This is a genomic window from Rhodanobacter ginsenosidimutans (genome assembly GCF_042655685.1).
In the GTDB taxonomy this organism is placed as follows: Bacteria; Pseudomonadota; Gammaproteobacteria; order Xanthomonadales; family Rhodanobacteraceae; genus Rhodanobacter; species Rhodanobacter ginsenosidimutans.
The window spans coordinates 17,757-35,493 of the sequence record NZ_JBHSMM010000001.1 but is presented as its reverse complement, the minus strand read 5'-3'; the positions used below and the strand labels follow the sequence as shown (position 1 = coordinate 35,493).

Below are 17,737 nucleotides of genomic sequence, written 5' to 3'. Positions count from 1 at the left end.
GGACGCCTGCGTATCAGCTGTCCGCGTTGGTCGCCCAGCCCGCGCGATCGCCGCGGGTGAACACGCGGTCACCATCGAGTACGTCGCCGGCGGCGTGCGCGGGCGATTGGCGCAGCTTGGTGTAGATCGGCGTGAAGTCCGGGCGGGTGGCGTCGAACAGCTGCTCGAAGTTCTCGATGACGAAATAAGTTTGCTGGTAGGTGTCGATGCGGTAGCGCGTGTTCATCACACGCTCGATGTCGAAACCGATGCGGTTGGGCGAGGGCGAGTCCAGGCTGTAGACCGACTCGCCCTTGGAGCTGACGATGCCGGCGCCGTAGATGCGCATGCCGTCGGCGGTGCGGATCAGGCCGAACTCCACCGTGTACCAGTACAACCGCGTGAGGTTCATCAGCGCCTCGGGGCCGATCTTGAACGCCTTCATGCCGCCGCGGCCGTAGGCCTGCATGTAGTCGGCGAACACCGGGTTCAGCAGCAGCGGCACGTGGCCGAACAGGTCGTGGAACAGGTCCGGTTCGCTGAGGTAGTCGAGCTGGTCGGGTTTCCTGATCCACCAGCTGACCGGAAAGCGGCGGCTGGCCAGGTGATCAAAAAAAACCTCATCCGGCAGCAGGCCTTCCACCGCCACCACCTGCCAGCCGGTGGCCGCGCCCAGCACGGTGTTGAGCTCGGCGAACTTCGGGATGCCGCCGTCGCCCAGGCCGAAGCGCTCGACGCCGTCGAGGAATTCCTGGCAGGCGCGGCCGCGCAGCAAGTCGCGCTGGCGCTGGAACAACGTGTCCCATACCGCATGCTCGCTGCGGCTGTAGCTCGCCCACGGCTGCTCCACCACGCCGGTGGCGTAGACCGGCACGTAGCCACGGTCGGTCTGCTGGTGTTCGATCTTGCGGGGTGTGTTCATGGCCATTCCTGCGTTGGCGGAGCCTCCCGACAGCTTATCGACGATCCTCAGCACGAAGATTGCTTTCTTGCAAATATAGACCCGCAACACGCCATATAATTGCGCTAGTTGCCGAAAGCTTCGATGAAGGTTGTGTATGAACACGCTTGACCGCACGGACCTGCGCATGCTCGCCGTGCTGCAGGGTGAGGGCCGCATCACCAATGCCGAGCTGGCCGAACGCGTCAGCCTGTCGCCGTCGGCGTGCCTGCGCCGGCTGCAGCGGCTGGAGGCCGATCACGTCATCAGCGGGTACGCGGCGCAAATCGACCCCCAGGCCGTGGGGCTGGGTTTGCAGGCATTCGTGCGGGTGCAGTTGAGCAAACATGAGAGCACGGTGGTCGAAGGTTTTGTCGAGCGCGTCAACGCCTGGGATGAGGTGGTCGCCTGCCACGCGCTGACCGGCGCGATGGACTACCTGCTGCATGTGTACGTGGCGGATCTGGCGGACTTCTCGCGCTTCCTGCTCGACCACCTGTTGAATGCGTCGGGCGTGGCCGACGTGAATTCCAGTTTCGTGCTGCGCACGGTGAAGCGTTCGCCCTCGCTGCCGCTGGCGCATCTGGGCGGGCAGTAGCACTCCTGCAGGAGCGGCTTCAGCCGCGATGCTCTTGTTTGTGGCCGCCTGGAACAAAAGGCGTCGCGGCTGAAGCCGCTCCTACAGAAAGGCAGGTTGACGCGGCGTTCCGCGCGGCGGCGAACTACCGTTAAACTGCTGCGCTCATGAGCGACGCATCCCCCTCCGAACCACACGATCCGTTACGCCCGCTGCGTTATCTGTGGCGGGTGCCGCTGGTGCTGGTGCACATCGTGCTCGGCATCCTGCTGTGCGGCCTGCTGCTCAGCTGGACCCAGCAGGCGGTGATGAAGAACGGCCGCGAGCCGTTTCCCCACCGCATGATCCGGGCCTGGTCGGTGACGCTGCTGCGCATCTTCGGCATGCGCGCACGCCGCTTCGGCACGGCGCAGCGCGATCCGGTGCTGTTCGTGGCCAACCACACCTCGTGGATCGACATCACCATGTTGCACAGCCAGCGCGCCGCGTGTTTCGTGGCCAAGGCGGAGATCGCCAGCTGGCCGCTGATCGGCTGGCTGGCCGCCAGCGGCGGCACGATTTTCCATCGCCGGGGCAACAACCATTCACTGTCGACGGTGATGCAGGTGATGGTCGACCGCCTGCGCGCGGGGCGTTCGGTGGCGGTGTTTCCGGAAGGCGGCACCGGCTACCACGGCGTGCTGAAGGTGTTCCATGCGCGCATCTTCCAGGCCGCGCTCGACGCCGACGTGACCGTGCAGCCGGTGGCCCTGCGCTTCGCCCGCAACGGCCGGCGGCTGCTCGATGCCGGCTTCCGCGAGCATGAGAGTTTCTTCAACAACATCGTGCGCCTGCTCGGCGAGGCGCCGATGGATGCGGAGATCCACTTCCTTACGCCGGTGCCCGCCACCCCCGACGCCCGCCGCCGCATGGCCGAGCTGTCACGCGAACGCATCGCCGCCGCGCTGGAAGACCGCCAGGAATGAGCCTGCTGTACGGGAAGGATTTCCGCCCGCCCTGGCCGCTGCGCAGCGGCCACATCCAGACCATGCTTTCCTCCAGCGGTGTGCGCCGGCTGCTGCTGCCGGCAGCGGCCAAAACAGTGTCTCAGGGTGCCGAGCCGGTGGTGGTCGACGGCGGCAACGGCGTGCGCCTGTCCGGCGCGTATACCGCGCAAACCTCGCGCCCCGAGCCACGCGGACTGGCGGTGCTGTTCCACGGCTGGGAAGGCAGCGTCGACTCGACCTATGTGCTGCAGACCGGCAGCCGCCTGCTGGCCGATGGCTGGGACATCTTCCGGCTCAATTTCCGCGACCACGGTGACAGCCACGGCCTCAACGAGGCGCTGTTCCATTCCTGCCAGCTGGACGAAGTGGTGCACGCGCTGGGCGACATCGCCCGCCGCTGGCCCGCGCGACCGCTGGTGCTGGCGGGGTTTTCGCTGGGCGGCAACTTCGCGCTGCGCGTGGCCATGCACACGTCGCTGGTGGGCATTCCGTTGAGCTACGTGCTGGCGGTGTGCCCGATCATCGACCCGGCGGTGGGATTGTTTTCGCTGGAAGAGTCGGCGCCCTGGTTCTACCAGGCCTACTTCATGCGCAAGTGGCGGCACTCCCTGCTGACCAAGCAGAAGGCGTTTCCCGAGCATCAGTACTTCGAGATGTCGGAGATGAAACAGCACCTGCGCGGGCTGACCGAGGCGCTGGTGTTGCGCCACACGGACTTCAAGTCGCTGCAGCAGTATCTGGACGGCTATTCGGTGGCCGGCGACATCATGCAGGCGATGCAGATTCCCGCCACCATCCTCACCGCGCGCGACGATCCGGTGATCCCGGTGCGCAGTTTCGAGCAGCTGGAACTGCCGCCCAACATCGAACTGGACATCGCACCGTACGGCGGCCATTGCGGTTTCATCCGCGATTTCGGCATGACCAGTTTCACCGACGACTACATCGCCGGGCGGTTCAATGCGGTGGCGGATAGCCGGGAATAGGGAGTCGGGAATGGGGAATCGGAAATGCGCCGTTCCCCCTCACCGATCACCCTGAGCGTAGCTGCGCAGCAGCGGAGTCGAAGGGCGGTTTGCGGCGAGGCTTCGACTCCGCCGCTGCGCGGCTACGCTCAGCCCGAACGGGTCGGGATGGCAGGTTGATGATTCAAAAAGCGCGGCTTAAACCGCGTCCAGCGCCTGCGCCAGATCCTCGATCAGGTCATCGATGTGCTCGATGCCCACGGACAAGCGGATCATATCCTCACTGACACCCGCCTTGGCCAGCTCCGTCGCATCCAGCTGGCGATGGGTGGTGGAGGCGGGGTGGGTGGCCAGCGATTTGGCGTCGCCGATGTTGACCAGCCGCGTGAACAGCTTCAGCGCATCGAGCGCTCGTGCACCGGCGGCGCGCGGATCGGCATCGTTGCCCTTGACCCCGAACGACAGGATGCCCGACGCCTTGCCGCCCATGTACTTCTGTGCCAGCGCGTGGTCGGGGTGATCGGGCAGGCCGGCGTAGCGCACCCACGACACCTTCGGGTGCTTCTGCAGGTACTGGGCGATCGCCAGCGCGTTGTCGCAGGTGCGATCCATGCGCAGGCCCAGCGTGGCCACGCCCTGCAGGATCAGGAACGCGTTCATCGGCGAGATGGCGGCGCCGGTGTTGCGCAGCGGCACCACGCGGGCACGGCCGATATACGCCGCCGGCCCCAGCGCCTCGGTGTAGACCACGCCGTGGTACGACACGTCCGGCTCGTTGAGGCGGCGGAAGCGCTCCTTGTGCTCGGCCCACGGAAACTTGCCGCTGTCCACGATGGCGCCGCCGATGCTGTTGCCGTGGCCGGCGATGTACTTGGTCAGCGCGTGCACCACGATGTCGGCGCCGTGCTCGATCGGGCGGCACAGGTAGGGGCTGGGCACGGTGTTGTCGACGATCAGCGGAATGCCGTGCGCATGCGCGACCTCGGCCAGCGCGGCGATGTCGGTGACGTTGCCCAGCGGGTTGCCGATCGATTCGCAGAAGATCGCCTTGGTGCGCGAGTCGATCAGCGCGGCGAAGCTCTCCGGCTTGCCCGCGTCGGCAAAGCGCACCTCCAGCCCCTGCTGCGGAAAGGTATGCGCGAACAGGTTGTAGCTGCCGCCATAGATGGTGGCGGTGGAGACGATGTTGTCGCCGGCCTCGGCGATGGTCTGGATCGCATAGCTCACCGCGGCCATGCCCGAGGCCAGCGCCAGCGCGGCGATGCCGCCCTCCAGCGCTGCCACGCGCTGCTCCAGCACATCCTGGGTGGGGTTCATGATGCGGGTGTAGATATTGCCCGGCACCTTCAGGTCGAACAGGTCGGCGCCGTGCTGCGCGTTGTCGAACGCGTAGGCCACGGTCTGGTAGATCGGCACGGCTGAGGAACGCGTAGTGGGGTCCGGGGAATACCCGGCGTGAACGGCGAGTGTCTCGATCTTCATGGCGGCGCTCCGTGGTCGATATCCGAGAGGTCATCATGCGCATCCGCAGGATGGGCGCATTCCTCCCTAGCCTACAGGCACGGCGACGCGTTTTGGCCGTCTGGATGGCTGCGCCACGATGCCTCAGCGCCGTGGCGGCGCCTGCCGCAACGGATCGAGCAGGCCGGACAGGCCGTTGTGATCGATTTCCAGCGCCAGCGCCAGCAGGCGCCCCAGTTGCCCGGGCGGGAAACCCTTGCGCGCAAACCAGGCCAGGTACGCGCCCGGCAGGTCAGCGAGCAGGCGGCCCTGGTATTTGCCATACGGCATGCGCGTGGTCACCAGCCGCTGCAGGTCTTCGGCGTCCATGGTTCGTCGTCGTGATGGCCAGGCGACATGGTAAAGGCTGCGGCCGCCGGCGGTTGCGGTATAGGCTTGGGGCAGGGAACAGGGAACAGGGAATGGAGAATGGGTAAAAGCCCGTGCTGGCCGCACGCTGGCTCTTCCGATTCCCTATTCCCGCAACCGCAGGAGACCCCCATGCAACTGCGCAGCGACAGTTTCGAAAACGGCCAGCCCATTCCGGCGGCATTCGCGTTCGGCAAGCGCGCCGATCCGATCGCATTGTCCGACAACCGCAACCCGCATCTGGCGTGGAAGGATGCGCCGGCCGGCACCCGCTCATTCGTGCTCACCGTGATCGACCCGGACGTGCCCAGCCGCGGCGACGACGTCAACCAGCCCGGTCGCAGCGTGCCGGCCGACCTGCGCCGGGTGGAGTTCGTGCACTGGCTGATGGCCGACATTCCGCCCGAATACACCGAGCTGGCGGCGGGTGCGTGCAGCGACGGCGTGGTGGCGCACGGCAAGCACGAGCCGTTCGGGCCACCGCGCAGCGTGCAGGGCATGAACGACTTCACCGGCTTCTTCGCCGGCGACGCCGACATGGTGGGCGAGTACCTGGGCTACGACGGCCCCTGTCCGCCGTGGAACGACGAACTGGTGCATCACTACCACTTCCGCGTATCCGCACTGGACGTGGCCACGCTGGGGTTGGCCCGCGGTTTCACGCTGACGCAGTTGCGCGAGGCGATGGACGGCCATGTGCTGGCCAGCGCGGAATGGGTGGGCACGTACAGCCTCAACCCAGCGCACCAGGGTTGACGAGCCGGCGATTGCAGAGCGCCGGCTGAACGTCGCCGCCGCGTGCAGGCCGGCATCGCCAACCTTCACGCGCGCATGGCATCGGGCTGGGGATGATGCGGGCATGCGGCATATGTCCGCAGCCCCCCACTCCACGAGGACATGTCCATGCTTCACTACGCGCTGGTTTTTCTGGTTATCGCCATCATTGCCGCCGTATTCGGTTTCGGCGGTATCGCGGGCACCGCCGCCGGTATCGCGAAAATCCTGTTTGTCATCTTCCTGATCCTGGCGATCATTGCGTTCTTCCGCCGCGCCAGGTAACGGGCGTAGCCCGTCCATCCACCCACGTATTTTCCGGAGCAAGCAATGAGCAACCAGGTACCCGACCATTCCGCACCGCTGAGCGGCAACCGGATCGACGAGAAGGCCGAGCGCGTGAAGCAGGCCACATCCAGTGCCGTCGCCAGCACCAAGGAGGCGGTGGATCGCGCCGCCGACCATGTCGAGGACAGCCTCCACCGCGCCACCGACAAGACGGCCGAAGCGGCCAATCGCGCCGCCGACACCGCCGCCGACGTGGCCGAGCGCGGCCGCGAAGTCTGTGACCGCACGATGGACACCGCGGACGCATGGCTGGAGCAGGCACGGCTCTATGTGCGCGAGAAACCGGTGCAATCGGTGGCCATGGCATTGGGGGCGGGCTGGCTGCTTGGCCGTATCCTGCGGCGCTGATCGGCGCCAGGGGATATTCCATGCAAGAAGCAAGGAGCGACCGGGGCGATACTCCCGGTGAATCTGCAACGGCGCCGGAATCAAGGGCGCCGTTGCCGTCTGGATTGCTCGCCGAAATCGCCCAGCTCGGGCGGGCGCTGGGCCATTTGTTCGGCGCGCAATGGGACCTGTTGGCGGCTGAGCTTGGCCTGGCCCGCAGCGCCGTCTCGTGGCTGTTGCTGGCCGGGCTGGTCGCCACCGCGGCCGGGGTGGCGTTGGCGCTGACCTTGATGGCCTTGCTGGGGTTGGCGCTGGCGCAGTGGTTCGGCTCGTGGCTGTGGGCGCTGACGACGCTTTGCGTGTTGCAGATCCTGCTGCTGGCTGGCGCGGTGTGGTTGTTCCGTCGCTGCATGCACTGGATGACCTTGCCCGCCACGCGCGACGAATGGGGTGCGATGATGCGCGATACCCTGCACGAGGCACGGCAGGGCGACGCGGCCACTACCGCGCCGACGGGGGAGGCGTCATCGACAGCATCATCGGACACGCCGTTGCAGCCGCAGGACCGGGGGGATCGAACATGAGCATGGTGTCGAAACTGGCCAGGGTGAAACTGGCGAAGGCACGCGTGGGGCTGGCGCGCCACCGCGTCGGCTTGCCCGCGACCGCGCTGCTGGCGCGCGGCCGCGCCCATCCGCTGAGCACGGTAGGCATCTCGGCGGCGACCGGTTTCGCGCTGGGCCGGCTCAACGTGCATCCGCTGCGGCTGCCGGGTCTGGGTGCGCTGCTGGGCGGCGGGCTGTCCGAACTGGTGACGATCGGCTCGCGCATGATCGCCGAGCTGGGCGTGGCCGGCCTGGGTGCGGCCGCCGCCGCCGAGGCCGACCGCGTCGATGCCGAGCCGCACGCCGACCAGCCATGAGCGAGATCGACCCGCTGCCATCCGCTCCGGCCATGCTGTCGGAACCCTCCACCGAACCTGCCATCAGCATGGATGCCGAGCTGTCGCCCGAGCTGCCCTTGCGCCGGGCCGCGTCGGGCACGCGTTACGTGCGCGGCATGCGTCGCCACCTGCGCGCGCTGCGAGTGGTGATGAACGCGCTGTTGCTGCTGGCGTTGCTGTACACCATCACCATCACCCGCGCGCTGCTGATACCGCTGGTGCTGGCCGCCTTCATCGGCCTGGCGCTGAACCCCATCGTGGCGGCCGGCGCCCGCGTGCGCCTGCCGCGCTGGCTCACCGCCAGCGTGCTGGTGATCAGCCTGATGGTGGGCATCGGCACTGGCGTAGGGCAGTTGGCGCAGCCGGCGGTGGGCTGGTTCCAGGGTGCACCCGCGGCCATCCGTCATTTCGTGCCCAAGCTCAAGGGCCTCACCCAGCCACTGGAGGCCGCCAACCGCGCCACCCAGACCCTGGTGGCCGGGCACCCCGTGCGCAGTTCGTCGAGCCAGCCATCACCGGTATCGTTCAGCACCTGGGACGTGGTTTCCACCGCGCCCAAAGTGCTGGCCGCCGTGCTGAGCGTGGTGTTGCTGGTGTTCTTTTTCCTGATCTACGGCGACTCCATGCTGCGAAGACTGGTGGAGATCACCCCCGGCTTCACCTACAAGCGCCACGCCGTGACCATCGTGCGCAGCATCCAGACCGAGATATCGCGCTACCTGCTCACCGCGCTGTCGATCAACGCGGGGTTGGGCGCGGTCACCGCCTGCATGCTGTGGCTTTACGGCGTACCCGACCCGCTGCTGTGGGGCGCGGTGGCGATGTTCGCCAACTTCATCCCGTACGTGGGCGCCATCGTCACCACCATCGTGCTGTCCATCGTGTGCATGCTGTATGCGAACGACGCCAGCTTCGACGTGTTCCTGCCGGTGCTGACCTTCGCCGGCATCACCGCGATCGAAGGCAACCTGATCACCCCGTTCATCCAGGGCCGCAGCATGCGCCTGAGCCCCATCGCGATCCTGCTGTGGCTGCTGATCTGGGGTTGGCTATGGGGCATCCCCGGCGCCCTGCTGGCGGTACCGATACTCACCTGCACCAAGCTCATCACCGAACGCGTGCACGGCTGGGAGTGGTTCGCGCATATCGTGCAGCGTTAGCCCCGGGGCACCTGTCCCTGTGGGAGCGACTTCAGTCGCGATGCTCTCGCGTGTTCTCGCCAGGCTTCCAAAGCGAGAGCCTACGGTTCCCCATAGCTACGCAGGCCATCGGCCCGCGACGTCCTTCCGACATAGCCCAGTTCCCGACGGGCAGCGGTGTCATCGATGGTGAACGCGCGTCCGATCATGCGGATCATCGAACGCGAAATCGGCGGATCGCCATCCTTCCGCGCCACGGCCCAGATGGCATCAAGCAGCCGGCCCAAGGTTGAAGCGAGCCAGTAGGGCATGGAACGCAGCTTGTCGATCGACAACCCCTGCAAACTTGCGAGGGATGCGACGAACGCGCGGAAGGTTTGCCCCTCCTGATCCTTGATGAAGAAGGCACGTCCACCTTCACCACGTTCCAGCGCGCACCGTATCGCTTCGACCACGTTGTCCACGTGGCAGGTCGAGAACGCATAGTCGCCGCGGCCGATGAAGGCGAATCGCCCTGAGCCGATGGCGTCGGGAAGCGCTTTGCTGAACGGATCGCCCGGCCCCCAGATCGCCGGTGGGCGTAGCGCGATGGTGCGAAACCCGGGTTGGTTGGCGGCCAGAACCAACCGCTCGGCCCGTGCCTTGCTCGCCAGGTAGGCGGAGAAGTGGTTCGGAAAAGTCGGCGCGCTTTCATCGGCGTTGCGGATGGGCGTGCCGCCGTCATCCATGATGATCCCTGCCGCACTGATGTAGACGAAGGTCTGCGCGCCTGCGGACCGGGCGGCCTTCAGCAACGCTGCGGTGCCATCGGTGTTGGTGCGGAAGAAAGGCTTGCGGGGGCCGGAAAAGCGGAACATGGCCGCCGCATGCACAACCGCATCGATTGCAGGCAGCACCAGCGGCGCGCCGCTTTCCAGATCCGCGTCAACCGGCGTCGACCCCATCGCCTGCAGCCCGGCGTGCGATGACGTGGAGCGGGTGAGGGCGAAAACCTGGTGGTCGTCGTCCACGAGCCTGGGGATCAGGCGACCACCGAGCAGGCCGGTGCCGCCCGTGACGAGAATTCTCATCGCGATCGGCCTTTCGTTGCGGGTTTCAGGATGGACCGCAGAGCGTTCTCACGGATTTGCTCAAGGACGGCTGCCGTGGGTGGCGCGCCCTTCCGCAGCCGGGCCGTCACGTGAAGCATGGATGCCGCGTTTGCCGATGCCCACATGAGATCGGCCGCCGACTGGACCGTGCGCGCGAGCCGTCCCTTGGCGGCAATGGCGCCGATGCGTGCGATCAGCAGCGCAAAAGCCTGCTCGGCGGCAGGGATGTCGGCGCCGTCGAGAACGCGGCTCATCATCGCCGCGTAGAGCCGGGGCCGCGCCGCGGCGAAGCGCACGTAATCGTTCCAGCCCTCGCGCAGCACCACCACCGGATCGGCTGATTGAACGACGGACTTTTTGCTTTCGAGGAACTGCCCGAAGGCTTCCGCCATCGCCGCGCTCAACAGCCCATCGGCGCTGCCGTAATGGTGGTAAAGCGTCGGTGCCGTCACGTTGGCGATCGCACAAACCTTGCGCGTCGAGAACTGTGCCTCGCCGTCTTCCTCCAGCACCTTCAGGGCGGCGTTGAGCAGGATGTCGCGTGTATCCATGGGACCAATATAGCGTCGCTATATTGGTATGTCTATAGCGACGCTATATAGGTTGCCGTAATGCTGGCGGTCGACGTGGGCAGGGGTTGTTGTGACGCAGTGAGTCGCAGCCCGACTACCAGGCGATGGGCCGGCCGTCGCGATAAAACCCACCGGTGAGGGATTCGGTGAGGCAGGCGGCCCAGACGATGCCGGCGGCGCCGTCGCTGACGGGGCGTCCGCCGGGGCCGCCCATGTCGGTGGCGACCCAGCCGGGGCAGACGGCGTTGACCAGGATGCCGCTGCCTTCCAGTTCACTGGCGAGGGTGCGGGTGTAGCTGTTCAGGGCGGCCTTGGAGACGCGGTACGCCGGGCAGTTGGCGCCGCTGGTGGTGGTGGCGCCGTAGCCGCTGGAGACGTTGACGATGCGGCCGTAGCCGTGGCGGTGCATCAGTGGCGACATCGCGCTGCATACGCGCCAGGTGCCGAACAGGTGGGTGTCCATCGCCTCGCGCGCGGGCGCGATGTCGACTTCCACCGGGTTGGTGCGTGGGTGATAGTAGCCGCCGGCGTTGTTGACCAGCACGTCGAGCCGGCCGTAGGTGATGGTGATCCAGCGCGCCAGCGTATCGACCTGGTCCTGCCGGGTGATGTCGAGTTGCACCGCGATCATTTCGCCGGGCAGGTGGGCCAGCTGCCGCGCGGCATGCAGGCCCTTGTCCATGTCGCGGGCACCCAGCAGCACGGTCATGCCGCGCTCGCCGAGTTGGCGCGCCACCTCGAAGCCCAGCCCGCGGTTGGCGCCGGTGACCAGCGCCACGCGATGGATCGGCGTGGCCGCCGACGCGCCTGCCGCTGCCGGCAGGCGCCTTGCCGGTGCGCTCATGGCGCGGCGTCGACCTTGGCCACGGCGCTGCAGTGTTCATCACCGCAGGCCTGCCAGCCGCCGCCGAGCGATTTGTACAGGGCGACGGCGCGCGTGTTGATCGCCGCCTCGGCCTGCGCCAGATCGTCCTCGGCGGCCAGTTGGGTGCGCTCGGCGTCGAGCAGTTCGAGGAAGCCGGTGGCGCCTTCCTGATAGCGGATGCGGGCCAGGTCGGCGGCGCGCTTGCTCTGCGTGGCCTGCTCGATCAGGTGATCGACGCGCACGCGTTGCTGGTTGAAGCCGGTGACCGCGTTGTCGATGTCCTCGATCGCCTCCAGCACGGTGCGCTGGTAGTTCGCCTTCGCCGCATCGGCACGCGCCTCGCTGACGTGCAGGTTCGCACGCACGCGCTGCACGTTGAGGCCGGCCCAGCTGATGCTGGGCGCCAGCGACCACGCCCGCGTCGACGGGCTGCCGAAGTCGTTGCTGCGACCGGACAGGAAGCCCAGGAAGCCACCCAGCGAGATGTGCGGGAAGAAGTCCGCCTTGGCCACGCCGATGCGGGCGTTGGCGGCGGCGTACTCGCGTTCGGCCATCTGGACGTCCGGACGGCGCGACAGCACGTCGCCGGCGTCGCCGATCGGCAAGGTGGTGGCGATCGGGGTGAAACTCTTCGGCGACACGTCGATGTCGAGCTCGCCCGGCCGCTCGCCCAGCAGCACGGCGAGACGGTACTCGCTGGCGCTGGCCTGCGTCTGCAGCAGCGGCAGTTGCGCCTGCACCGCGCTGAGGCGGGCCTTGGCGCTGGCCACGTCCTGCTCGGCGCCGGTGCCGACCTGCTGGCGTACCTCGGTCAGGTGCACGGTCTGGCGCTGGTTTTCGATGTCGCGTTTGGCGATGTCCAGCCGCAACTGGGTGCCGCGCAATTCGAAATAATTGCGCGCCACCTCGGCCAGCAGGCTGACCTGCACATCGTGCAATGCCGCCTCGCTGGCACCCAGGTCGGCGCCAGCCGCCTCCACCGAACGACGCACGCCGCCGAACACGTCCAGCTCCCACGAGGCATCGAAGCCGGCCTGGTAGGTGGTCGTGGTGACGCGCTGGTCGGTGAAGCCCGGTTGCTGGCCGCGGCTGCGGGTGTAATCCACGCCGGTGTTGATGGTGGGCAGGCGATCGGACTTGGCACCGCTGAGCAGCGCGCGCGATTCATGCAGGCGCGCCACGGCGATGCGCAGGTCGAGGTTGTTCGCCGCGGCGCGCTGGATCAACGCATCCAGCGTCGGATCGTTGAACTGCTTCCACCACGCGGCCTGAAACTGCGCGTTGCTTTCCTGCGCGGCGTCGAGACCCTGCAGCTGCGGTGCGGCGATTTTCTCGGCGTGATAGTCGGGGCCGATGCTGGCGCAACCGGCCAGGATCATGGCCGCGCTGAGCGCGGCGATTTTCAGTAGCGGTTTCATCTCAATGGTTCTCCATCCCGGCAGCGTGGGCGCGCGACTCGCGGCGCCCCGCCAGGGCGTGAATGACGTTGTAGACCAGGGGTGTGTAGATCAGCCCCGCCAGGGTCACGCCGAGCATGTCCGAGGCCACGGCGACACCGACGCCGGCGATCCTGCGTACGGTTTTCATCAGTGGTTCTCCAGCGCCGGCAGCGCATCGGCGGCGGCGCGCTCGGCCGCGCGGGCCTCGCGACGCTCGACCAGGGCGCGGATGACGACATAGAACAGCGGCGTGTAGATCAGCCCGAAGATGGTCACGCCCAGCATGCCGGCAAACACCGCCACGCCCATCGCATGGCGCATCTCGGCACCGGCACCGCTGGAAGTGACCAGCGGCACCACGCCCATGATGAACGCGATCGAGGTCATCAGGATCGGGCGCAGGCGCAACCTGGCGGCTTCCAGCACGGCCTCATGACGCGGCACGCCTTCCAGCTGCAATTCGCGGGCGAACTCCACGATCAGGATCGCGTTCTTGCACGCCAGGCCCACCAGCACGATCAAGCCGATCTGGGTGAAGATGTTGTTGTCGCCACCGCTGAGCCACACGCCGGCAATCGCGGACAGCAGCACCATCGGCACGATCAGGATCACCGCCAGCGGCAGCGACCAGCTTTCGTACAGCGACGACAGCACCAGGAACACCAGCAGCACGCACAGCGGGAACACCAGGATCGCGGTGTTGCCGGCCAGGATCTGCTGGTAGGTCAGCTCGGTCCACTCGAAGCTGATGCCGTTGGGCAGGTTGTCCTTCGCCAGCTTTTCCATCGCCGCCTGCGCCTGGCCGGAGCTGAAGCCCGGCGCCGGGCCACCGTTGATCTCGGCGGTCGGGTAGCCGTTGTAATGCTGCACGCGATCCGGGCCCGCGCCTTGCGACACGGTGACGAACGAACCCAGCGGCACCATCTGGCCCTGCGCGTTGCGCGTCTTCAGCTGCAGGATGTCCTGCGGCGTGTGGCGGAACGCGGGGTCGGCCGAGACATTGACCTGGTAGGTGCGGCCGAAGCGGTTGAAGTCGTTGACGTAGAGCGAGCCCATGTACGCCTGCATGGTCTGGTACACGTCGCCCAGGTTTACGCCTTCGGCCTTGGCCTTCTCGCGGTTCACGTCGGCGTCCACCTGCGGCACGCTGACCTGGAAGCTGGAGAACAGCCCGGCCAGCGCCGGATCCTTGCGGCTGGCGGCGATCAGGTTCTGCGTCTGCTTGTACAGCTCGTCGAAGCCGCGGTCACTGCGATCCTCGATCTGCATGCGGAAGCCGCCGATCGTGCCCAACCCCATCACAGGCGGCGGCGGGAACACGGCGATGTAGGCGTCCTGGATGGCGCCGAACTTCTGGTTCAGCGCACCGGCGATCGCACCGGCCGACAGGTCCGCGGTCTCGCGTTCCTCGAACGGCTTCAGCGTGACGAACACGATGCCGGAGTTGGTCGAGTTGGTGAAACCGTTGATCGACAGGCCTGGGAAGGCCACAGCGTGTTCCACGCCCGGCTGCTTCAGCGCGATCGCGCTCATGCGCCGGATCACGTCTTCCGAACGATCCAGCGAAGCGGCGTCGGGCAGTTGCGCGAACGCCACCAGGTACTGCTTGTCCTGGCCCGGCACGAAACCGGTCGGCACGTGCGAGAAGCCGAACCAGGTCAGGGCGATCAGGCCGGCATAGATCACCAGCGCCAGCTTGCCCTTGCCGACGACGCGCTTGACGCCGCCCACGTAGCGCTCCGAACCGCGCTGGAACATGCGGTTGAAGGGACGGAACAGCCAGCCGAACGCACGGTCGATGCCGCGGGTGAGGCGGTCCTTCGGCGCGTTGTGCGGCTTCAGCAGCACGGCGGCCAGCGCCGGGCTCAGGGTCAGCGAGTTGAACGCGGAGATCACCGTGGAGATCGCGATGGTCAAGGCGAACTGGCGGTAGAACTGGCCGGTGAGGCCGCTGACGAACGCGGTCGGGATGAACACCGCGCACAGCACCAGCGCGGTGGCCACGATCGGGCCGGTGACTTCGCGCATCGCCTTGCGCGTCGCCTCCTTCGGCGACTCGCCCAGTTCGATATGCCGCTCGACGTTCTCCACCACCACGATCGCGTCATCGACCACGATGCCGATCGCCAGCACCAGTCCGAACAGGCTCAGGGCGTTCAGCGAGAAGCCGGCCAGGTACATGATCGCGAACGTGCCGATCAGCGACACCGGCACCGCCACCAGCGGAATGATCGAGGCGCGCCAGGTCTGCAGGAACAGGATCACCACCAGCACCACCAGCAGGATCGCCTCCAGCAGCGTGTGCGCCACCGCCTCGATCGAGCCGCGCACGAACACGGTCGGGTCATAGACGATCGAGTAGTCGACCCCCTGCGGGAAATCCTTCTTCAGCTCCGCCATGGTGGCGCGCACTTCGTCGGAGATCTGGATCGCGTTGGAGCCGGGCCGGGCAAAGATCGGCATGGCCACCGCGGGCGTGTTGTCGAGCAGGCTGCGCAATGCGTAGCTGTTCGAGCCCAGGTCGATCTTGGCCACGTCGCTGAGGTGGGTGACGCCGCCGTTGGCCGCGGTGCGCACGATGATGTTGCGGAAATCGTCTTCGCTGACCAGTCGGCCACGCGTGTTGATGTTGAGCTGGAACGCGGAGTTGCCGGGGCCGGGCGGCGCATTCAGCGCACCGGCGGCGACCTGCACGTTCTGCTCGCGGATGGCGTTGATCACGTCGCCGGTGGTGAGCGACCGTTGCGCCAGCTTCTGCGGGTCCAGCCACACGCGCATCGAGTACTCGCCGGCACCGAAGATCTGCACGTCGCCGATGCCATTGAGCCGGCCCAGCACGTCTTTCACGTGCAGCCGCGCGTAGTTCGACAGGTAGAGCATGTCGTAGCGCTGGTCGGGCGAGATCAGGTGCACGACCATGGTGAGGTCGGGCGAGCTCTTCTGCGTGGTCACGCCGAGCCGCTGCACTTCCTCGGGCAATTTCGGCAGCGCCTGCGCCACGCGGTTCTGCACGTCGACCTGGGCGTTGTTGAGATCGGTGCCGAGCGCGAACGTCACGGTGAGCGTGAGCGCGCCGTCACTGGTGGCCTGCGACGAGGTGTACAGCATGCCCTCGGCGCCGTTGATCTGTTCCTCCAGCGGCGTGGCGACGGTCTGCGCGATCACCTTCGGGTTGGCGCCGGGGTAGCTGGCGTGCACCACCACGGTCGGCGGCACCACTTCGGGGTACTCGCTGATCGGCAGCTGGAACACCGCGATGGAGCCGGTGATCACGAACAGCAACGACAGCACCGCGGCCATGATGGGTCGGTCGACGAAGAATTGGGCGATGTTTTTCATGCAAAGAGTCCTCGACGAAGCCGGTGTGCGGCTTCGGTCTTTCTTTTGCTCCTCCCCCTGCGTCGCAGGGGGAGGTTGGGAGGGGGTGACGCTGTTGCTATTGGCTTTGCGGCTGACTGGAGGGCTTCACCCCTCCCCAACCCTCCCCTGCTGCACGTCCCGCAAGGGGACTTCCTTCGGTCGCAGGGGAGGGAGCAGGTCAGCTCTGCGGGTCCGGTGCCTTCGCGGGCTTGACCTGCGCGGTACGCGAATCCGTGTCGACATTCGCGTCGCCGCGCTCGACCAGCGCCTTGTCGGCCGGATCGAGCCGGTAGCTCATCGCCACCTTCTGCGGGTTCACCTCGGCGCCGGGGCGCACGCGTTGCAGGCCGTTCACCACCACCAGGTCGCTGGGCTTCACGCCGCTTTCGATCACGCGCAAGCCATGCACCAACGCGCCGGTTTCCACCTTGCGGTATTGCACCTTGTGGTCCTTGTCGACCACGTAGACGAACTGGTTGCCCAGGTCGGTGCCGATGGCGCGGTCGTCCACCAATACGCGCGACTTCACCTGGCCGCTCTGCAACTGCACGCGGGCGTACAGGCCGGGCGTATACAGGCCGTCGGCGTTGTCGAACACGGCGCGCAAACGCATCGTGCCCGAGCCGGTGTGCAGCTGGTTGTCCACGAAATCGAGGCGGCCTTCATGCGGATAACCCGATTCGTCGGCCAGGCCCATTGTCGCTTCGATGCGGGCGCTGCGGCCGGCCTGCTTGGCGTCGGCGCGCAGGTGATCGAGCTTCAACCAGGTGTGCTCGTCCACGTCGAAATAGACATAGACGGGGTTCACCGAGACCACGCTGGTCAGCACGTCGTTGCTGGTGACCAGGTTGCCGGGGGTGACGCGGGCGTTGCTGACGCGGCCGTCGATCGGCGAGCGCACCTTGGTGAAATCCAGGTTCAACCGGGCGGCGGCCAACGCGGCGGTGGCGGCGCCCAACTGGGCACGCGCGCTTTGCGCGGTGGTTTGCTGGCGGTCGGCTTCCTGTTTGGCGATCGCGTGCTGGGCCAGCAGCATCGTGGCGCGTTGCTGGTTGGTCTCGGCCAGGCTCAGCTCGGCGCGGGCCTGCGCCTGGTTGGCGGCCAGCCGGTCCACCTCGGCCTGGTACGGGCGGGCATCGAGCTGGAACAGCACGTCGCCCTTGTGCACCACGGCGCCTTCCTGGAAATGCACCGACTCCACGAAGCCGCCCACGCGAGGCTGCACCTGCACCGTATTGACCGCTTCCAGCCGGCCGGTGAACTCGGCGCTGTCGCTGACCTTGCGGCTCAGTGCCTGCGCCACGGTGACTTCCGGCGGCGGCGCGCCGACGGGGGTTTGCGCCTGGCTGTCATCGCCATGCAGCACCATCCAGCTGCCCAGCACGGTGACCGCGATCAGGGGTATCAGCATCCATTGTTTCTTCATCTTGCGCTCCGAACACCTTGTTGGCCGGACAGGGGGTACCGGCGAGGGTCGAGAGAATAGGTGTACCTAGCGGTATAGAAAATCCCCTTTTCAGGCATTACACTCATGCGCCGCAGTCATGAATCGACGAGGAATGG

Annotated in this window: 19 protein-coding genes; 9 read left to right on the top strand and 10 right to left on the bottom strand. The window is 66.9% G+C overall.

Going from position 1 to position 17,737, the window contains the following annotated elements:
• Nucleotides 1-13: 13 nt before the first annotated feature.
• Nucleotides 14-907: a phenylalanine 4-monooxygenase gene (gene phhA / locus ACFPK0_RS00130; protein ID WP_377337487.1), complete on the bottom strand. Its 894-nt coding sequence runs from the start codon at nt 905-907 to the stop codon at nt 14-16.
• Between the two features lie 130 nt (nt 908-1,037).
• Here phhA and ACFPK0_RS00125 point away from each other — a divergent pair, with 130 nt between their 5' ends.
• The 3 genes from ACFPK0_RS00125 (at nt 1,038) to ACFPK0_RS00115 (ending at nt 3,468) form a co-directional block, all read left to right on the top strand.
• Nucleotides 1,038-1,517: an Lrp/AsnC family transcriptional regulator gene (locus ACFPK0_RS00125; protein WP_377337485.1), complete on the top strand. Its 480-nt coding sequence runs from the start codon at nt 1,038-1,040 to the stop codon at nt 1,515-1,517.
• A 146-nt stretch (nt 1,518-1,663) separates the two neighbouring features.
• A complete protein-coding gene (locus ACFPK0_RS00120; protein WP_056083555.1) occupies nt 1,664-2,461 on the top strand; it encodes a lysophospholipid acyltransferase family protein in 798 nt (265 codons plus the stop codon).
• Nucleotides 2,458-3,468 carry a YheT family hydrolase gene (locus ACFPK0_RS00115; RefSeq protein WP_056607119.1) on the top strand — a complete coding sequence of 337 codons (1,011 nt, stop codon included), beginning with the start codon at nt 2,458-2,460 and terminating at the stop codon, nt 3,466-3,468. Before ACFPK0_RS00120 ends, ACFPK0_RS00115 begins: the two co-directional genes overlap by 4 nt.
• A gap of 177 nt (nt 3,469-3,645) precedes the next feature.
• Here ACFPK0_RS00115 and ACFPK0_RS00110 read toward each other — a convergent pair whose 3' ends face one another.
• Nucleotides 3,646-4,929, bottom strand: a complete 1,284-nt coding sequence (locus tag ACFPK0_RS00110) for an O-acetylhomoserine aminocarboxypropyltransferase/cysteine synthase family protein (RefSeq protein WP_377337483.1) — start codon at nt 4,927-4,929, stop codon at nt 3,646-3,648.
• Between the two features lie 123 nt (nt 4,930-5,052).
• The gene (locus ACFPK0_RS00105) at nt 5,053-5,277 is read right to left on the bottom strand and encodes a DUF3820 family protein (protein ID WP_056083562.1); all 225 of its coding nucleotides are present in this window, start codon (nt 5,275-5,277) and stop codon (nt 5,053-5,055) included.
• Nucleotides 5,278-5,448: 171 nt separating this feature from the next.
• Between ACFPK0_RS00105 and ACFPK0_RS00100 the strand changes: the two genes are divergently transcribed.
• The 6 genes from ACFPK0_RS00100 to ACFPK0_RS00075 all read left to right on the top strand — a co-directional run bounded on the left by ACFPK0_RS00100 (nt 5,449) and on the right by ACFPK0_RS00075 (nt 8,868).
• The gene (locus ACFPK0_RS00100) at nt 5,449-6,072 is read left to right on the top strand and encodes a YbhB/YbcL family Raf kinase inhibitor-like protein (RefSeq protein ID WP_056083565.1); all 624 of its coding nucleotides are present in this window, start codon (nt 5,449-5,451) and stop codon (nt 6,070-6,072) included.
• A gap of 147 nt (nt 6,073-6,219) precedes the next feature.
• On the top strand, nt 6,220-6,375 hold the full coding sequence (locus tag ACFPK0_RS00095) for a DUF1328 domain-containing protein (RefSeq protein ID WP_007082429.1): 156 nt from the start codon (nt 6,220-6,222) through the stop codon (nt 6,373-6,375).
• A gap of 45 nt (nt 6,376-6,420) precedes the next feature.
• Entirely contained in the window at nt 6,421-6,786 is a 366-nt protein-coding gene (locus ACFPK0_RS00090) for an ElaB/YgaM/YqjD family protein (RefSeq protein ID WP_056083568.1), read from the top strand.
• A 104-nt stretch (nt 6,787-6,890) separates the two neighbouring features.
• Entirely contained in the window at nt 6,891-7,349 is a 459-nt protein-coding gene (locus ACFPK0_RS00085) for a hypothetical protein (protein WP_056083571.1), read from the top strand.
• Nucleotides 7,346-7,687: a hypothetical protein gene (locus ACFPK0_RS00080; protein WP_056083572.1), complete on the top strand. Its 342-nt coding sequence runs from the start codon at nt 7,346-7,348 to the stop codon at nt 7,685-7,687. The genes ACFPK0_RS00085 and ACFPK0_RS00080 overlap by 4 nt, the downstream gene beginning before the upstream one ends.
• Nucleotides 7,684-8,868 carry an AI-2E family transporter gene (locus ACFPK0_RS00075; protein WP_377337478.1) on the top strand — a complete coding sequence of 395 codons (1,185 nt, stop codon included), beginning with the start codon at nt 7,684-7,686 and terminating at the stop codon, nt 8,866-8,868. Before ACFPK0_RS00080 ends, ACFPK0_RS00075 begins: the two co-directional genes overlap by 4 nt.
• A gap of 80 nt (nt 8,869-8,948) precedes the next feature.
• On the opposite strand, the gene ACFPK0_RS00070 is transcribed toward ACFPK0_RS00075, so the two are convergent.
• From ACFPK0_RS00070 to ACFPK0_RS00040, 7 genes are all read right to left on the bottom strand, one after another.
• Nucleotides 8,949-9,917: an NAD-dependent epimerase/dehydratase family protein gene (locus ACFPK0_RS00070; protein ID WP_377337475.1), complete on the bottom strand. Its 969-nt coding sequence runs from the start codon at nt 9,915-9,917 to the stop codon at nt 8,949-8,951.
• Nucleotides 9,914-10,489, bottom strand: a complete 576-nt coding sequence (locus tag ACFPK0_RS00065) for a TetR/AcrR family transcriptional regulator (RefSeq protein ID WP_377337472.1) — start codon at nt 10,487-10,489, stop codon at nt 9,914-9,916. The genes ACFPK0_RS00070 and ACFPK0_RS00065 overlap by 4 nt, the downstream gene beginning before the upstream one ends.
• 115 nt (nt 10,490-10,604) lie before the next feature.
• Complete coding sequence (locus ACFPK0_RS00060) at nt 10,605-11,354, bottom strand: SDR family oxidoreductase (protein ID WP_377337469.1); 750 nt, start codon at nt 11,352-11,354, stop codon at nt 10,605-10,607.
• Nucleotides 11,351-12,793 (bottom strand): efflux transporter outer membrane subunit, encoded by a 1,443-nt coding sequence (locus ACFPK0_RS00055; RefSeq protein WP_377337466.1) that lies wholly within the window; start codon nt 12,791-12,793, stop codon nt 11,351-11,353. The genes ACFPK0_RS00060 and ACFPK0_RS00055 overlap by 4 nt, the downstream gene beginning before the upstream one ends.
• 1 nt (nt 12,794) lies before the next feature.
• Complete coding sequence (locus tag ACFPK0_RS00050) at nt 12,795-12,962, bottom strand: hypothetical protein (protein WP_156458390.1); 168 nt, start codon at nt 12,960-12,962, stop codon at nt 12,795-12,797.
• On the bottom strand, nt 12,962-16,153 hold the full coding sequence (locus tag ACFPK0_RS00045) for an efflux RND transporter permease subunit (protein WP_056083588.1): 3,192 nt from the start codon (nt 16,151-16,153) through the stop codon (nt 12,962-12,964). The genes ACFPK0_RS00050 and ACFPK0_RS00045 overlap by 1 nt, the downstream gene beginning before the upstream one ends.
• 199 nt (nt 16,154-16,352) lie before the next feature.
• On the bottom strand, nt 16,353-17,600 hold the full coding sequence (locus tag ACFPK0_RS00040) for an efflux RND transporter periplasmic adaptor subunit (protein ID WP_377337462.1): 1,248 nt from the start codon (nt 17,598-17,600) through the stop codon (nt 16,353-16,355).
• Between the last annotated feature and the right edge of the window lie 137 nt (nt 17,601-17,737).

Bases quoted from the DNA above. Each gene is read 5' to 3' on its own strand.
- phhA (WP_377337487.1), bottom strand. From the start codon at position 907: ATGGCCATGAACACACCCCGCAAGATCGAACACCAGCAGACCGACCGT.
- ACFPK0_RS00125 (WP_377337485.1), top strand. From the start codon at position 1,038: ATGAACACGCTTGACCGCACGGACCTGCGCATGCTCGCCGTGCTGCAG.
- ACFPK0_RS00120 (WP_056083555.1), top strand. From the start codon at position 1,664: ATGAGCGACGCATCCCCCTCCGAACCACACGATCCGTTACGCCCGCTG.
- ACFPK0_RS00115 (WP_056607119.1), top strand. From the start codon at position 2,458: ATGAGCCTGCTGTACGGGAAGGATTTCCGCCCGCCCTGGCCGCTGCGC.
- ACFPK0_RS00110 (WP_377337483.1), bottom strand. From the start codon at position 4,929: ATGAAGATCGAGACACTCGCCGTTCACGCCGGGTATTCCCCGGACCCC.
- ACFPK0_RS00105 (WP_056083562.1), bottom strand. From the start codon at position 5,277: ATGGACGCCGAAGACCTGCAGCGGCTGGTGACCACGCGCATGCCGTAT.
- ACFPK0_RS00100 (WP_056083565.1), top strand. From the start codon at position 5,449: ATGCAACTGCGCAGCGACAGTTTCGAAAACGGCCAGCCCATTCCGGCG.
- ACFPK0_RS00095 (WP_007082429.1), top strand. From the start codon at position 6,220: ATGCTTCACTACGCGCTGGTTTTTCTGGTTATCGCCATCATTGCCGCC.
- ACFPK0_RS00090 (WP_056083568.1), top strand. From the start codon at position 6,421: ATGAGCAACCAGGTACCCGACCATTCCGCACCGCTGAGCGGCAACCGG.
- ACFPK0_RS00080 (WP_056083572.1), top strand. From the start codon at position 7,346: ATGAGCATGGTGTCGAAACTGGCCAGGGTGAAACTGGCGAAGGCACGC.
- ACFPK0_RS00075 (WP_377337478.1), top strand. From the start codon at position 7,684: ATGAGCGAGATCGACCCGCTGCCATCCGCTCCGGCCATGCTGTCGGAA.
- ACFPK0_RS00070 (WP_377337475.1), bottom strand. From the start codon at position 9,917: ATGAGAATTCTCGTCACGGGCGGCACCGGCCTGCTCGGTGGTCGCCTG.
- ACFPK0_RS00065 (WP_377337472.1), bottom strand. From the start codon at position 10,489: ATGGATACACGCGACATCCTGCTCAACGCCGCCCTGAAGGTGCTGGAG.
- ACFPK0_RS00060 (WP_377337469.1), bottom strand. From the start codon at position 11,354: ATGAGCGCACCGGCAAGGCGCCTGCCGGCAGCGGCAGGCGCGTCGGCG.
- ACFPK0_RS00055 (WP_377337466.1), bottom strand. From the start codon at position 12,793: ATGAAACCGCTACTGAAAATCGCCGCGCTCAGCGCGGCCATGATCCTG.
- ACFPK0_RS00050 (WP_156458390.1), bottom strand. From the start codon at position 12,962: ATGAAAACCGTACGCAGGATCGCCGGCGTCGGTGTCGCCGTGGCCTCG.
- ACFPK0_RS00045 (WP_056083588.1), bottom strand. From the start codon at position 16,153: ATGAAAAACATCGCCCAATTCTTCGTCGACCGACCCATCATGGCCGCG.
- ACFPK0_RS00040 (WP_377337462.1), bottom strand. From the start codon at position 17,600: ATGAAGAAACAATGGATGCTGATACCCCTGATCGCGGTCACCGTGCTG.